At 34.1% G+C, this 12,505-nt stretch carries 22 protein-coding genes; all 22 read left to right on the top strand.

Features of this window, described 5'->3' with window-relative positions:
- The first annotated feature begins 6 nt into the window (after positions 1-6).
- The 22 genes from RND61_RS14870 (at position 7) to RND61_RS14765 (ending at position 12,498) form a co-directional block, all read left to right on the top strand.
- The gene (locus RND61_RS14870) at positions 7-552 is read left to right on the top strand and encodes a hypothetical protein (protein ID WP_315878420.1); all 546 of its coding nucleotides are present in this window, start codon (positions 7-9) and stop codon (positions 550-552) included.
- Positions 552-674: a hypothetical protein gene (locus RND61_RS14865; protein ID WP_315878419.1), complete on the top strand. Its 123-nt coding sequence runs from the start codon at positions 552-554 to the stop codon at positions 672-674. The genes RND61_RS14870 and RND61_RS14865 overlap by 1 nt, the downstream gene beginning before the upstream one ends.
- Before the next feature lie 28 nt (positions 675-702).
- Positions 703-1,233 (top strand): hypothetical protein, encoded by a 531-nt coding sequence (locus RND61_RS14860; protein ID WP_315878418.1) that lies wholly within the window; start codon positions 703-705, stop codon positions 1,231-1,233.
- Positions 1,226-1,579 carry a cyclic-phosphate processing receiver domain-containing protein gene (locus RND61_RS14855; RefSeq protein ID WP_315878417.1) on the top strand — a complete coding sequence of 118 codons (354 nt, stop codon included), beginning with the start codon at positions 1,226-1,228 and terminating at the stop codon, positions 1,577-1,579. Before RND61_RS14860 ends, RND61_RS14855 begins: the two co-directional genes overlap by 8 nt.
- Positions 1,580-1,584: 5 nt before the next feature.
- A complete protein-coding gene (locus tag RND61_RS14850; RefSeq protein WP_315878416.1) occupies positions 1,585-3,846 on the top strand; it encodes an RNA ligase in 2,262 nt (753 codons plus the stop codon).
- 61 nt (positions 3,847-3,907) lie between these two features.
- A complete protein-coding gene (locus tag RND61_RS14845; RefSeq protein ID WP_315878415.1) occupies positions 3,908-4,114 on the top strand; it encodes a hypothetical protein in 207 nt (68 codons plus the stop codon).
- A gap of 4 nt (positions 4,115-4,118) precedes the next feature.
- Positions 4,119-4,385, top strand: coding sequence for a DUF6275 family protein (locus tag RND61_RS14840; RefSeq protein ID WP_315878414.1), 267 nt, complete (start codon positions 4,119-4,121; stop codon positions 4,383-4,385).
- On the top strand, positions 4,372-4,683 hold the full coding sequence (locus RND61_RS14835) for a DUF3850 domain-containing protein (protein WP_315878413.1): 312 nt from the start codon (positions 4,372-4,374) through the stop codon (positions 4,681-4,683). Before RND61_RS14840 ends, RND61_RS14835 begins: the two co-directional genes overlap by 14 nt.
- A gap of 9 nt (positions 4,684-4,692) precedes the next feature.
- The gene (locus tag RND61_RS14830) at positions 4,693-4,989 is read left to right on the top strand and encodes a hypothetical protein (RefSeq protein WP_315878412.1); all 297 of its coding nucleotides are present in this window, start codon (positions 4,693-4,695) and stop codon (positions 4,987-4,989) included.
- 11 nt (positions 4,990-5,000) lie between these two features.
- Positions 5,001-5,234 (top strand): hypothetical protein, encoded by a 234-nt coding sequence (locus RND61_RS14825; protein WP_315878411.1) that lies wholly within the window; start codon positions 5,001-5,003, stop codon positions 5,232-5,234.
- 174 nt (positions 5,235-5,408) lie between these two features.
- Positions 5,409-5,765, top strand: coding sequence for a hypothetical protein (locus tag RND61_RS14820; RefSeq protein ID WP_315878410.1), 357 nt, complete (start codon positions 5,409-5,411; stop codon positions 5,763-5,765).
- Positions 5,762-6,394, top strand: coding sequence for an NUDIX hydrolase (locus tag RND61_RS14815; RefSeq protein ID WP_315878409.1), 633 nt, complete (start codon positions 5,762-5,764; stop codon positions 6,392-6,394). The genes RND61_RS14820 and RND61_RS14815 overlap by 4 nt, the downstream gene beginning before the upstream one ends.
- Positions 6,384-7,148 (top strand): nicotinamide riboside transporter PnuC, encoded by a 765-nt coding sequence (pnuC, locus tag RND61_RS14810; protein WP_315878408.1) that lies wholly within the window; start codon positions 6,384-6,386, stop codon positions 7,146-7,148. The genes RND61_RS14815 and pnuC overlap by 11 nt, the downstream gene beginning before the upstream one ends.
- On the top strand, positions 7,123-8,265 hold the full coding sequence (locus RND61_RS14805) for a nicotinamide-nucleotide adenylyltransferase (protein WP_315878407.1): 1,143 nt from the start codon (positions 7,123-7,125) through the stop codon (positions 8,263-8,265). The genes pnuC and RND61_RS14805 overlap by 26 nt, the downstream gene beginning before the upstream one ends.
- Before the next feature lie 174 nt (positions 8,266-8,439).
- On the top strand, positions 8,440-8,652 hold the full coding sequence (locus RND61_RS14800; RefSeq protein ID WP_315878406.1) for a hypothetical protein: 213 nt from the start codon (positions 8,440-8,442) through the stop codon (positions 8,650-8,652).
- Between the two features lie 14 nt (positions 8,653-8,666).
- Positions 8,667-9,659 (top strand): hypothetical protein, encoded by a 993-nt coding sequence (locus RND61_RS14795; RefSeq protein WP_315878405.1) that lies wholly within the window; start codon positions 8,667-8,669, stop codon positions 9,657-9,659.
- A 1-nt stretch (position 9,660) separates the two neighbouring features.
- Positions 9,661-10,032, top strand: a complete 372-nt coding sequence (locus tag RND61_RS14790) for a hypothetical protein (RefSeq protein WP_315878404.1) — start codon at positions 9,661-9,663, stop codon at positions 10,030-10,032.
- Between the two features lie 67 nt (positions 10,033-10,099).
- Positions 10,100-10,543 carry a hypothetical protein gene (locus tag RND61_RS14785; RefSeq protein WP_315878403.1) on the top strand — a complete coding sequence of 148 codons (444 nt, stop codon included), beginning with the start codon at positions 10,100-10,102 and terminating at the stop codon, positions 10,541-10,543.
- A 5-nt stretch (positions 10,544-10,548) separates the two neighbouring features.
- On the top strand, positions 10,549-10,965 hold the full coding sequence (locus RND61_RS14780; RefSeq protein ID WP_315878402.1) for a hypothetical protein: 417 nt from the start codon (positions 10,549-10,551) through the stop codon (positions 10,963-10,965).
- The gene (locus RND61_RS14775) at positions 10,952-11,191 is read left to right on the top strand and encodes a hypothetical protein (RefSeq protein ID WP_315878401.1); all 240 of its coding nucleotides are present in this window, start codon (positions 10,952-10,954) and stop codon (positions 11,189-11,191) included. Before RND61_RS14780 ends, RND61_RS14775 begins: the two co-directional genes overlap by 14 nt.
- A gap of 366 nt (positions 11,192-11,557) precedes the next feature.
- Complete coding sequence (locus tag RND61_RS14770; protein ID WP_315878400.1) at positions 11,558-11,782, top strand: hypothetical protein; 225 nt, start codon at positions 11,558-11,560, stop codon at positions 11,780-11,782.
- Positions 11,779-12,498, top strand: coding sequence for a hypothetical protein (locus tag RND61_RS14765; protein WP_315878399.1), 720 nt, complete (start codon positions 11,779-11,781; stop codon positions 12,496-12,498). The genes RND61_RS14770 and RND61_RS14765 overlap by 4 nt, the downstream gene beginning before the upstream one ends.
- The last annotated feature ends 7 nt before the right edge of the window (positions 12,499-12,505 follow it).

The following is a 12,505-nucleotide window of genomic DNA, read 5'->3' as shown; positions in this document are numbered from 1 at the left end:
TTTTCCATGGAAGTATTAGTATCTAGATATGGCATTAGTTATGGTCACTATATAACAGGAATAGACCTATCAGTAGTATATGAATACTTCAAGGATTCTATTATAACAGACATTAATAATGTGCCAGAAGAAAATAAATATTACTATATAGTCTATATTTATTCAAAAGGTGTTGTTAATGTATGTACTATTCCCATGATTGAATCTTTGCTTAGACTAAAGAATTATAAACAAGTGACTTCTTGGTTCTATTCTACTAGAGAAGATAGAAAGTACCGTAGAAAGATATTAACAAGGAGTCATAAACATCATAGTCGTAGAAGTCAGTATGATTCTGCTGTAAGGGGAGCTAAGCAGGATAGAGCTAGATGGTATAATAGTATTGAGCAGGGCGTACCATATCAATTAAGATTTGGTGAGGGTTGGGATGGTTATGAATTATCTCATGACCCACATAATCACTCAAAAAGACACTCTAGTGGTTGGAAGTATTCTACTAAAGATAGGTATCAATGGGAACATAATTTAAGAAACAAAAAGGAGGCGTTTTAATGAGTGACGAGGAATTAGTAGATGGAAGAAAGTTTGAAGCCATTATAGATGGTGAGGTAAAAGAAGTCACACAGATGGAATTAAACTTATTTACTGAGGACACAAATGAGAACACTAAATGAAAAAATTATTTTGTTTTATAAGCTATCTATGATAACTATTTATGTTCTCATTAATGGTGTTATTCCAAGCGATATAGAAGAATTTTCAGGTAGTCAATTTGATGAAGTTAATAATTATCTAAATAATACTAACTTGGTATATAGTAGTGGTTTGATTAATGTTGACGTTGTTCATAGACTGAGATATTTCTACAATATATTCTATAATAGAGAAATTCATAATGCCTATTTCAAAGCACCAGATGGTTCTCTTAAAAATATCTATAACATATTTGACGATGTGATTAGAGATGTAAAGAAATACATTCCAAATAATGATGGATTCATGTTTGAACTATCTTTTGATAATATGGGTGTATGTAGGTTACTCTCTTGGACGAGTGACAAAGTTTCTTATAAGGGCATCAGTCATGTCATGTCAACTATGACGAGTAATGACTTAATTGTATTAATGGCTTCAGACCCATATTTCAAAAATAGAAACCTTAAGGTTATTCCTTATGTGGTAGATGGCGAAAAAGATATTGATATAACAATATCAGTGGTGGAAAATGGTTAATATATTTTTAGATGATGATTTAGAGAATAGAGTAACACCTAAGGGATTTATCAGATTTGTAAATCTTGAGACACTAATAAAATATATGAAAGATAATTCACCTTCAGTCCATATACTTTCATTAGATAATGATTTAGGTTTAGGATTAATGGAAGGGTATGAGGCTGTTAAGGAATTTGCAAAAGAAGGATGGAACGTTGAAGTTATAAACGCCCATACTGCAAACTCCGTGGCTAGGAATCATATCATTAGTAGTGTCATTTCCTATAATAATCATGGCTTAACCAATGCTAAAGTTTCAGAGTTAAGTGCACTAGAATTATTAAAAGAATTCGGAAAGGAATAGTTAGTATGAGAAATCTATTTATGCTTGTTGGAGCGCCTGCTTCAGGTAAATCTACACTAGTTAGAAATTTAGGATTAGAGAATTATACAGTTGAGGCTGATGGTATTAGAGAAATCGTATCTAATCCCACTTCACAGTTAATTGAAGATAACCCATATAAAGTAAAAAAAGTTATAAATTACCAAGATGAGGCGTTTACATGGAAAGTAATTTATGATATATTAGAGCGCAGAATGTCACAGGGTGAAACTATTATTATGGACTCTACCCATCTGTATAAGGGTGCCTTTGGTAAAGAACTTGAATTAGCAAAGAAGTATAATTATCATGTCACAGCTATTGACATGATGGAGGATGTCGCAAAACAAGCTGATAAATCTATAACAGACATTGATGGTATTGTAGATAAGTTAATGGAATACGACCATTCTCGTGGAGATAAGATAGATAATCGAGATGTACTGGAACGCTACACAAAAAGGTATGAAGAACTAAGAGATAGAAAGTTCAATAACATTCAAGTCATTAAGCCAAAAGAGTTCTATAACCTGATTAGTGATGGTGTGGTTGACATGAATAAATACACAGAATCACCATATCAAGATATGAACAGGTTTAATCGGATAAAAGTCATCGGGGATGTTCATGGCGACTTATCTTCTTTAAAAAAAGTATTTAGTGACCACGAACGAGGAGATGCCTATATATTTGTAGGTGATTATCTAGATAGAGGGACAAAAAATGCCGAAACGTTTAAGTTCTTAATGACCCTTAAGGCAAATAATATATTCTTTATTAGAGGAAACCATGAGCTTAATGCTGAAAAGTTTATAACCGAAGGTCGCTCAAAAGGTCAATTTGGTCATAAAACATTAGCTGAGCTTATGAAAGCGGGAATTACTAAAAAGGATTTAGCTTCATTTCAGAGTCGCCTTGTTGACGTTATTAAGTTCGAATTCGGTGGTAAGTTGTATATTGTTACACATGCAGGAGTTGAGGCTCAACGTGTAAACACAATAAACATTATGACAGACGAATCAGAGCTTGTTATGGGGCTGTCTTCGAAAGAACATAGTCCATATGATATTGATGTTGATAAAAGGTATGCCTCTCCATACAAGTACAACAGCGATAAAACCAAAAAAGATGTACTGCCAACTCTATTGCCTACAAACATACACGGACATAGAAATGCTTTTAATACGCCAGTTATAACCAAAGATATTTCTTATTCTATCAATTTAACAGATGATAATGATTTTAGGTTCATTATTATTAAACCTAATGGAGAACTGTCATACTATTCAGAAGAGAGAATTGACTCACCAACTCTTGTTGAAAGAATGATTGAAGATGATGGGGTTAGGCAAAAGCAGGTTGAGGGGACTGATATTATAGCTCACAACTTTACTAAAGAAGTATTCTTTTCTGCAGGAGGGAAACGTTGGACTCCTCAGTCGTTGCAAGCCCGTGGGTTCTTTACAAGAGGTGAAGATATTATTGGAAGAGGGTTCACTAAGTTCTTTAACATTGGTGAAACACCAGATTCAACACTGGATTCACTAGTTTACCCCGTAAAAGTATTCAAGAAATGGAATGGTTTTTTGGGAATTGCCTTTTATGATACTGAAGCTAAAAAGCTCCGAATTGTAACAAAATCTGGAGGGACATCAATACCTAATGTAGATGAGGATAATTTGCCTATAGAAATAGCTAAAAATACACCATATTCAGAGGATACCAATGGTTCTCTATATGATGCACTATATGGTTATTTAAAGACTCACGACCATTGCTCAGTAGCGCTAGAAATTATATCTACAAAAGACCCACACATTATTAAGTACACGAAAAATTTTGCAAAACCTTTAGCTGTCATAGATAACTATACTGGAAAATTTGTTCCAACAGGAGAGTATATGTTTAACATCAATCCCCTAAAGGTAGTTAATAATAAAGAAGAACTAGATGATTTCTTGAAGAATAATTCTGGCGGATATGATAATGAAGGTTTTGTTCTTAGAGGTAAAAACAAGCAATTAAAATTAAAGACACCTTACTATCTGAAAGCGAAAGAATTACGTGGAAGATTAGACCTTTATAAGGAAAAAGGTGCTAAAAAGTTTTATGAATCAGGATATGGAAAAGATAGCAAATGGTATTACGGTGCACAGGATTGGTTTAATCGTGCAACTAGCCGAGACATTCTCGATTTTTCACCAGAGTTAGCAATAGAATTATATAAAGAAGATGAAAGTAACCTATAAGGGTTGCTTTTTTATTTTGTATGTGATATGATATACACATAGCTTAAGAAGGAGAACAGTAATGAAAGAAATTAGTGAGTTATCATCATTAGGTGGTGTAGATGTGAATAAAGTGATGGACTTAGAAGAAATACCTTATTTACTAGAAGGTTACACAGATTGGTTAGGTGATACATTCGAAATTGATTTATCAACCTTACGGATTGATAATCCCCATCATACAACTGGTAACACAGTTCAAGATTATATTGATTCCCAAGGAGAGTAGACTTATGAATAAGACAACAGAAGAATTTATAAACGCAGCGTTTAGTGAAATTAGCAAGAAAACTGGTGTTTCTACCAGTAGGATGTTCGTAGTTTGGTATGCTAAGGAATTGCAAAATCATAAAGCATTAGTCTCATTCAAAGGTCAGGCGGAAGACCCTAGTATCGGAGATTACATTGAAGTTACCTATAATGGTGATAAAAAAGAAACATACTACGACTACTATTACAAGAAGCTTAATGTAAAGGTGACTGATAATGAAAATTCATGAATTAAAACTAGACTCTAAGTTTTGGAATGATGTTAGGTCAGGCATAAAAACATTTGAGATTCGTAAAAATGATAGAAAGTTTAAAGTAGGTGATGTAATTGCCTTAACAATGTATAGTGGAACATTTTCTAGTTATGCATCTCCTACTGTTAACGGTCATGATTATGTGAGTCAATCTGAAGCACCTACTATGTTTTATGATATTACGTATATTACTGACTATGAACAAAAAGAAGGGTATGTAGTAATGTCTATTATACCTAGTAGTCAGGTAGAAAACATAAAAGGACAATTTTAAAATATGTTTATGATTTCACCTACTAATAAAATAAAAACCAAATTTGATAAGCCTCTGAAGTATAAGAAAAGTGACTTTGTTACCGATACGCAACGAGGAGCAGTCTATTATGTAACAGGGAGGAAAAAGCCAGTAGCATATTCAACCGTAGCTGAATTAGGGACACGTCAATTATTAGGGGAAGATTATACTTTGAGAGAGATTGCAAATTTATATAATACAGGAGGTCTATTATTATCAGAAACAGAGAAACAGGTAATTGAGGTTTTAATCAGTTATGGTAAAGAGACTGTTGATGGAGATTAAGGAGGCAACTTATGGATAAGAATGGGTATCTAGATTATAGACATAAACTAGTTAGGCAGTTACTAAGAGCCCGTAAACGAGAAGAATCCTATAATAAAGAGATGCATAATGATACGTTGTCAAAATGGGGCTATAGAGAAGAGGGAAGATTTGAAGGGGTTGTAATGACTTATGAGAATATCATAAGTGACTTAGATGATGAATTCAATATACCTCAAGAAGAAGAAATCAAAGATATTCTATAAATTGAGGTAACTAGCGTATGAAAATTAGCAGTAACAGAAAGTTAAAGCGCCAACGCTGTGTATCTAACCAAAAGTACAAAAAGGTTATGGATAAAGAAGTATTCTTAGCTCATATACCCTCTACACCTAGAATTAGGCAAATTATGAAAGCTAATCATGTAGGTCAATATAATTATGAGACTTTTGATGATTATGAAATGTCAGAAAGTGATTGGATTAAATATGGATACAAATAAGAAAAGTATTGCAGGGGTAAAACCTGTTACTCATACTGATGGTAAAGTGGCATCAACAGTCAGTCCTGTCACCCATAATGTGATTGTGGAGCCGAACCAAGAGCTGTTTAGACGAAAAGATGTCTATGAAATTATCAAAAAATTTTATTGGTTCACACAAGGATTCAATACAGCCCAAGACAAGGGAGACAGTGAAGAAAGAGCTTATCTATTCGCTCGATACTTATCTGGAGAAGTTGATGATAGTTATTGGGAAGGCATAGACGTTTTTATGAACATGGAGAATAATAAATGACAGAATTATTAGAACAAAAATTAGTAGCCAAAACACCAATTTTTGACTTAGTGAATAGAACATATTCATCAAAAGAACAGGGTACATTTGAGCGCTCAGTAGTACAGATGTATAACAATGCCATAGCTGTTTTACTTTACGATATTCCAACAGGACTAATTTATATAGAAAAAGAATTTCGAGCGGGAATTAATCGAGAAACATATTCTATTCCTGCAGGAAAGATTAACGATGGGGAAGCGCCTATTAGTGCATTATCTCGTGAAGTTAAGGAAGAAACGGGATATGATATTACTACAGATGACTTTGATTTTGAATTTGTAACCGCAGTCAATTCATCTGAAGGTTTCACTGATGAATTAGTATACGTTTATATTGTTAGAGGAAATTTCACAAATAAAATCCCAGAAGAAAAGGATTTAGATAAAGATGAGTATATGGTTGGTGCATTTTCAAAGTACCCAGAGGAGATGCTAGAAGCCAATGTGACATTTAGCGCTCCAACGTTTATCGCATTGTCTAAATTTGTAGATTCCCAAAAGATAAATATGTTAGAATCAGACCAAGAGCGAGCAGAACTAGTTGATAGAGAAGATGAAGACGAAGAAGGAGATTTCTATGTTGGGTAATGAATTTATTGAGGATTTTAAAGCAAGCTTTAGCCCTAAGCAGCAATTAAAAGATTTTAAGTCACTAACAAAAGGACAATCATGGTTGTTAGTTATTATGTTACTGGCACAATTTTGGGCTTTTATCGCTGGAAAAGACTTTAGTGGCACGGGTTGGCTAGGCATTGTTACAGGAGTAGCAACAGTAATTAATCTAGTTTTAATCGACCGAGGATTTATTACAAACTATGCTTGGGGATTTGTATCAGCAGGCGCATGGTTTGCCGTCTCACTTCATAACTGGTTACTTTCAGATATCGCAACACAAGGATTCTTCTTCTTTATGCAGTTTGTGGGTATTTATATGTGGGGCGCACAGATTCGTAAAGCGCAATCTAATGCAGTAGAAGCAAAGAAGTTAACTGCAAAACAAGCTGCATTAGTTACTCTAGGCTCACTGCTGTTGTATCTTGTGCTTGTGTATGTAACAACTCACTTCCATGGTAATCAAGCACTGTTAGATGCCTCACTACTACCGTTAAATATTATCGGTCAAATGTTAATGTCTTACGGTTATCGAACACAGTGGATTGCATGGATTGCAGTAGATGTGATTGCTATCATTATTTGGTATAACCAAACAAAAACGTTATCTCCTGCATCATTAAGTATGCTAGTATTAAATATCACAATGTTAGTAAATGCGCTATATGGTGCTTACCTATGGAATCGTAAAGAAGGGTTAGGAAATGTCACAAATTCAGAACACAACTAAGCGACCTATTTCAAGTAGTAGCAAAAAAATTGGTGTTGTATTTGGTGGATTCTCGCCATTACACTCAGGTCACAAACAGCAAATATATAAAGCTGCTATGTTAAATGATGAAGTAATTGTAGTGGTATCAGGATATAAAGGTGAAAAACGTGGAGATGGTATTGGATTACCACTAGAAAAAAGATTTAGGTATCTAAGAGAAACATTTAATGATGAACCAACTATTCATATCGGCATGTTAGATGAAACAGATATCCCTCGTTATCCTAATGGTTGGTCTGGATGGGTTAATAAGTTAGAAAGTGTTATGAGCACTCTCATTCAAGACGATATGACTAATCACGAAATTAACGTTTATGTAGGCGAGGCTGTATATAAAACTAAATTATCTATTTATGAACCTTCATGGAATGTCTCCGTTGCTGACCGCTCCACCATTAATATTTCGGCTACCGAAATTCGCGAAAATCCTACTAAGTATTGGGACTATATCGATAGGGTCTTCCGTAGAGCTTTTACTAAAAAGGTACTCATCACGGGCGCTGCTTCAGGAGGGAAGAGCACATTAGTAAGGCGTTTAGCCCGTTCAATGGGAGCACCCTTCTCAGAAGAATATGCCCGAACCTATGAAGAGGACTCCAATGTCGATGACAACGAATTAACAGTCAACGACTATTTCCAATTCATTGCAGGACAGTATAATGCTAACTCAGCGGAAATCAAATCAGCAAGTAATAATGGTATCGTTGTATTCGACACAGATGCTATTACAACACGTACCTATGCTAATCTATACCTACCTAAGGAAGATGCTAATAAGCTAGAACCCTTCTTCCAAGATACAATTAGTAAACAGGAGTTTGACCTTATTCTAGTTGTTCCTCCTGTAGCTAAGTATGTTGATGATGGTTTTAGAGCTATGGAATGGGAAGATTCCAGGGATGAATTCCACGATAACTTAATGGCACAATTTGAAGAGTTTGGTTTAATGGATAAGGTTGTTCTATTAGATTCACCTAGCACGGAAGATGACCCACAAGGTTTCTACGTTCGTTACGTTCAAGCCACACAGGCAATCACTAAGTATACAGGTGTAAAGTTCGAAACACTTTCTTGACAAAGACAAAGCTATATGTTATGATGTGTTTATGAATAAGAAACGACTTGGCAAGATGGGTCAAGAAGAACTACAAAACCATCTAAAGAATAAGCGTGGCGGTCATATTCATTTAGATAAAACTAAAAGGATAGACCGTAAGAAAAAGTACAAGAATAATAGGAGATAATAGCCGTGACAGTTAAAGGAACTACAGAAGTACCAGAAAAAGAAATTGTTGTGTTTACAAATAATGGTCAAACATATATTTTCCACAATATTTCAAACCTACGTCCAACAACAACTGGATTCACATTCACATATACAGGAAAAGCTACAGGAGTAGTCCGTGATGCAGTATTTAATAATACTAGTGTAGCGGGTTGGGCTGTAGCAGAAACGAAATAACAGGAGGTTTTATCATGACAGTTAAGCATACAAAAGCAGTTATTATGGGTAAGTTCAATGACTACTTAAAAAGTATTACAGATGTATCTTTACGAGAAGAAGTAAGAGAACATGCAATCATTGCAGGTGGTAGTATTGCATCCTTATTGCAAGGTGAAGAGTACAATGATTTAGATATTTATTTTGATAGTAAGAGTGTACTAGTGGAAGTCGTTGACTACTATACTAAGTATTGGAATGATAATCATAACTCAACAGTGACCTATATTCGAGACGAGTCTAGTCTTCAGAAGTATAAGGAGAGACTCATTAATCAAGAAGTTGATGATATTATGGACTCTGCTGATGAAGATGAAGAAGATATTACAAAAGAAGAAGCTATTGAGCAAGCTAATGAACAGTATGACTTCTTAGAGTACATTACGATTGACGAGTCTGGTGTTTATATGTTTATCCGTAGTTCTGGTATTGTTGAAGAAAAAAAGATGACAGAAGAGCAGATTGAGGAATTACAATTACCTAAATATCGACCAGTATTTATTACTGATAATGCAATCTCCTTGGCAGATAATATCCAAATTATTACACGATTCTCAGGAGAACCTGATGATATTATCAAACGTTTTGATTATGCTCATACAACCAATTACCTAGTGCCTTCTGAAAGAAAACTAGAATTAAATAAAAAGGCTCTTTCTTCATTACTAACAAAAGAACTAGTCTACGTTGGCTCCGAATTTCCATTGTGCTCAATCTTTAGAATGCGTAAGTTTTTAGACCGTGGTTATACTATTAATGCTGGTCAGATTCTTAAAATGGTTTTCCAATTAAATCAAATGGATTTAACAGATATCAGAGTCTTGCGTAAACAACTAATTGGTGTTGACAGTACTTATATGGTATGGTTTGTCAGCGAACTGTTTAACAAAACAAAGGGTGGCAAAGAAGAAGACCTTAATGATTACGTAGGTCAGATTATCTCAAAGCTCTTTGACGAGGATATTTAATATGATTACATGGACTGTTTTAATTGTAACTAGTATTATAATGATTTTTGTTGCTGTAAAAGCTGAGCGAGAAAATGAAATTAACAGAGATAGAACGCCTATTAGTAGAAGTTTTAGCTATTTAGGAGATTTAGTTATTATTGCTTTTATACAAACTTTGGTTATTTTCGTGTTTGGAACCGTAATATTTGGTAAGCAAGTAACTAGGTTTGAAAAAGTACCTGATGAGCCCTACACATATTGGGTTAGATATAAAACGTATGCTTTTGGTGAAAAAGTCGTTTCTATTAATGGAACAAACCATGAACAAGAAATACAAGGCAAGAAAGTGCTGAGAGTAGGTAATGATTATTATTTGAAGATAAATAAGTAGCCCTTAAGGGTTGCTTTTTTATTTTGTATGTGATATGATATACCTATCAAGTAAAGGAGAACTATTAATGTTAGACTATGAGAATTTAGGATATGCAGATTCAGCCAATAAAACTAAACGTAGATACCCTAACAATGATAAGTATATGAAGGGTTATTTAGAACAACAAGAAGAGTTGGATGTTTTAAAGTCTGGTGACGATGTTGCGATTACTCTGAATGGAAAACATGAGTATTATAAGTTCAACTATAGAGCTATTAATGGGACATTGTATATTTTTCTGTCAGTATGTAATGGTACAATATCTCTCCTTAATATTAAACATATCTTAGCCAAAGGGTATAAAGGAAGAGATGATATCCCAGAAGTATTAGTCTATAAGAAGTCTGGAGTTCACTACAATGATTACTTAACATTTTTATTGGATAATGGCATTGTAAGCAGTATTGTAGAAGAAAACGAATACGTTTTTGAATGTTCATTATCAGATAATTATATACTGAAAGGGTGACATGTATGAAAAGTAAAAAAGCATGGACTGTAGAATTCCCTAGTGATTATTTTGGAACTGATAGTGAAATCCAGGTTGTATTTGCAGAAACTCGTAACAAAGCGAAATATATCGTGCTCGGTGAGGGTGACTCAACATGGATTAATATGAAAGTACTAAGAGCTAAGTCATTAGATGGTCTTGAGGAAAAGTTTGAAAATGATAGTCGTTTTAGAGACCTTTGGTATCTGAATAATGGGTTTGTGATTGAATTATGGACTTTACCCAATGGCGAGGAAGGGTATCTTAATGAATACAAAGGAATGACAACCTTGGATGACATTAAGGATTACGAAGGACTTCCTGAAGATATCAAGTTTACTTACGAATTATTAGACAAAATTGCGCTAAAGTATAAGGAGAAATCTAATGAGACAAATTGAATCAGAACAAGATATTGACCGTTTAGAGCTTGTTACAAAGGTAAAGAGGCAACTTGTTTACCTAACAGGGTCAGCTACACTCGCCACACTAATTCAAGTAGAAAACACTCCCATTCTAACAATTTACCTTAATAGATACTATGATACTTACTCGGGAATTTTACCAGATGCTGAAATTTTAAATGCTCTAAAATTTTATGCGAATAATTATAAGGAAGTGGAATAGTATGAAATTAATTATATCTATGCTAATTTCAGCGGTTATGGGGTTTTTCTCTGGAATGCTAATAGGTTCCATTGTTAAATGGTGGTTTTATAGATACTCCCTTCATAAGTATCTGACAAAATTAGAATATATAAATGAATCAAATCAGTCAGAAATAGACAAACGACATTATAAGGTATTCTTAGCTTGGTCTCAGTATGCAAAAATCTATTTCTACTACTCAATTATGTTCTTCCTATTAATGTTCTACCTATTGTTTAGTACTGGAGGAATAATTATATTTTCCTTGTTTATACTAAGCAGTATTTCATTCTTAGTTGCATATCGAGAATTTAAAATGTTGTCAGAATATAAGAAAGGTGAGCTATGACAAATTTAGGTATTTATCCAGTAATGGAATTAAACGGATATAGGGTGGTCAATGGTAAAGTCAGCAAGTTACCAGCACGTACAATTCCTGTGGGTAATTATTATGATAGGGATAATGTTAAAAGGCTACTCGTTAAATATGCTGAGAAAGTTACCTATGCAAGTAATGGCAACAATTCTCAAGTAAACGTAGAGGAATTTATGAAAGAAGAAGGTCTATGACAAAATATTTTTATAATAATGATTTAGGTAAACGTAGATGGATTACCTACAATGCGCTAACAGGTGTGGTTAATAATGTATCCGATTATAAAAATGGTAGAGATTTCCCTGATAACTACTCAGTTGACCCTTACTCGTTTGAAACAGTTTTAGGACATCCTGTCCATAGTGAGTACGAAACTTATCCTAAGGGAACTCCAGAGAATCCTGTGATGATTTTAGACGATAACCCTACTGTTGTTACAGGTTATTTCTCTGTACCTGGTTATGATGCACTAAATAAGCCAACTGTACCTAAAAAGTATCTAGAAAAATCAGAAACGATTCTAAATAAAAAGTATCTTAATGACGTTGAAAAAATTATCATAAATCGTTCTGATAGGTCTGATGGATACAACATCACTGCAACAATGGTTCCCAGAGACAGGGTAGACCACTCAGAAGATATATCAGATGGTACTAAATATGCTTTCTTTGTTAAGGATAGACCACAGCTAACACTTGGAAAGTATAGTGGTATACACGAATATCTTGGTATTTATGACTGGTTAGAAGATAATTATGACACTTCATTTGACTATTATACTAGGGATGAGGTTAGTGAATTAGCACCCTACATCAATCAAAAAGAGATGAAAGCTATCTCAGAAGAAGATATCAAAGAGCAAATTAAAAAAGCACCATATAGCTTAGTAATCTATATAAAGAATCGTTAAGGAGGAT

The organism is Streptomyces tamarix, assembly GCF_032423885.1.
GTDB lineage: Bacteria > Actinomycetota > Actinomycetes > Streptomycetales > Streptomycetaceae > Streptomyces > Streptomyces tamarix.
Note: the sequence above shows the minus strand (reverse complement) of the source record. Positions and strands in the feature narration are given on the sequence as shown.

What these genes read in the sequence shown, in the direction of transcription:
- RND61_RS14870 (WP_315878420.1), top strand. Translation starts at nt 7, where the DNA reads ATGGAAGTATTAGTATCTAGATATGGCATTAGTTATGGTCACTATATA.
- RND61_RS14865 (WP_315878419.1), top strand. Translation starts at nt 552, where the DNA reads ATGAGTGACGAGGAATTAGTAGATGGAAGAAAGTTTGAAGCCATTATA.
- RND61_RS14860 (WP_315878418.1), top strand. Translation starts at nt 703, where the DNA reads ATGATAACTATTTATGTTCTCATTAATGGTGTTATTCCAAGCGATATA.
- RND61_RS14855 (WP_315878417.1), top strand. Translation starts at nt 1,226, where the DNA reads ATGGTTAATATATTTTTAGATGATGATTTAGAGAATAGAGTAACACCT.
- RND61_RS14850 (WP_315878416.1), top strand. Translation starts at nt 1,585, where the DNA reads ATGAGAAATCTATTTATGCTTGTTGGAGCGCCTGCTTCAGGTAAATCT.
- RND61_RS14845 (WP_315878415.1), top strand. Translation starts at nt 3,908, where the DNA reads ATGAAAGAAATTAGTGAGTTATCATCATTAGGTGGTGTAGATGTGAAT.
- RND61_RS14840 (WP_315878414.1), top strand. Translation starts at nt 4,119, where the DNA reads ATGAATAAGACAACAGAAGAATTTATAAACGCAGCGTTTAGTGAAATT.
- RND61_RS14835 (WP_315878413.1), top strand. Translation starts at nt 4,372, where the DNA reads ATGAAAATTCATGAATTAAAACTAGACTCTAAGTTTTGGAATGATGTT.
- RND61_RS14830 (WP_315878412.1), top strand. Translation starts at nt 4,693, where the DNA reads ATGATTTCACCTACTAATAAAATAAAAACCAAATTTGATAAGCCTCTG.
- RND61_RS14825 (WP_315878411.1), top strand. Translation starts at nt 5,001, where the DNA reads ATGGATAAGAATGGGTATCTAGATTATAGACATAAACTAGTTAGGCAG.
- RND61_RS14820 (WP_315878410.1), top strand. Translation starts at nt 5,409, where the DNA reads ATGAGACTTTTGATGATTATGAAATGTCAGAAAGTGATTGGATTAAAT.
- RND61_RS14815 (WP_315878409.1), top strand. Translation starts at nt 5,762, where the DNA reads ATGACAGAATTATTAGAACAAAAATTAGTAGCCAAAACACCAATTTTT.
- pnuC (WP_315878408.1), top strand. Translation starts at nt 6,384, where the DNA reads ATGTTGGGTAATGAATTTATTGAGGATTTTAAAGCAAGCTTTAGCCCT.
- RND61_RS14805 (WP_315878407.1), top strand. Translation starts at nt 7,123, where the DNA reads ATGTCACAAATTCAGAACACAACTAAGCGACCTATTTCAAGTAGTAGC.
- RND61_RS14795 (WP_315878405.1), top strand. Translation starts at nt 8,667, where the DNA reads ATGACAGTTAAGCATACAAAAGCAGTTATTATGGGTAAGTTCAATGAC.
- RND61_RS14790 (WP_315878404.1), top strand. Translation starts at nt 9,661, where the DNA reads ATGATTACATGGACTGTTTTAATTGTAACTAGTATTATAATGATTTTT.
- RND61_RS14785 (WP_315878403.1), top strand. Translation starts at nt 10,100, where the DNA reads ATGTTAGACTATGAGAATTTAGGATATGCAGATTCAGCCAATAAAACT.
- RND61_RS14780 (WP_315878402.1), top strand. Translation starts at nt 10,549, where the DNA reads ATGAAAAGTAAAAAAGCATGGACTGTAGAATTCCCTAGTGATTATTTT.
- RND61_RS14775 (WP_315878401.1), top strand. Translation starts at nt 10,952, where the DNA reads ATGAGACAAATTGAATCAGAACAAGATATTGACCGTTTAGAGCTTGTT.
- RND61_RS14770 (WP_315878400.1), top strand. Translation starts at nt 11,558, where the DNA reads ATGACAAATTTAGGTATTTATCCAGTAATGGAATTAAACGGATATAGG.
- RND61_RS14765 (WP_315878399.1), top strand. Translation starts at nt 11,779, where the DNA reads ATGACAAAATATTTTTATAATAATGATTTAGGTAAACGTAGATGGATT.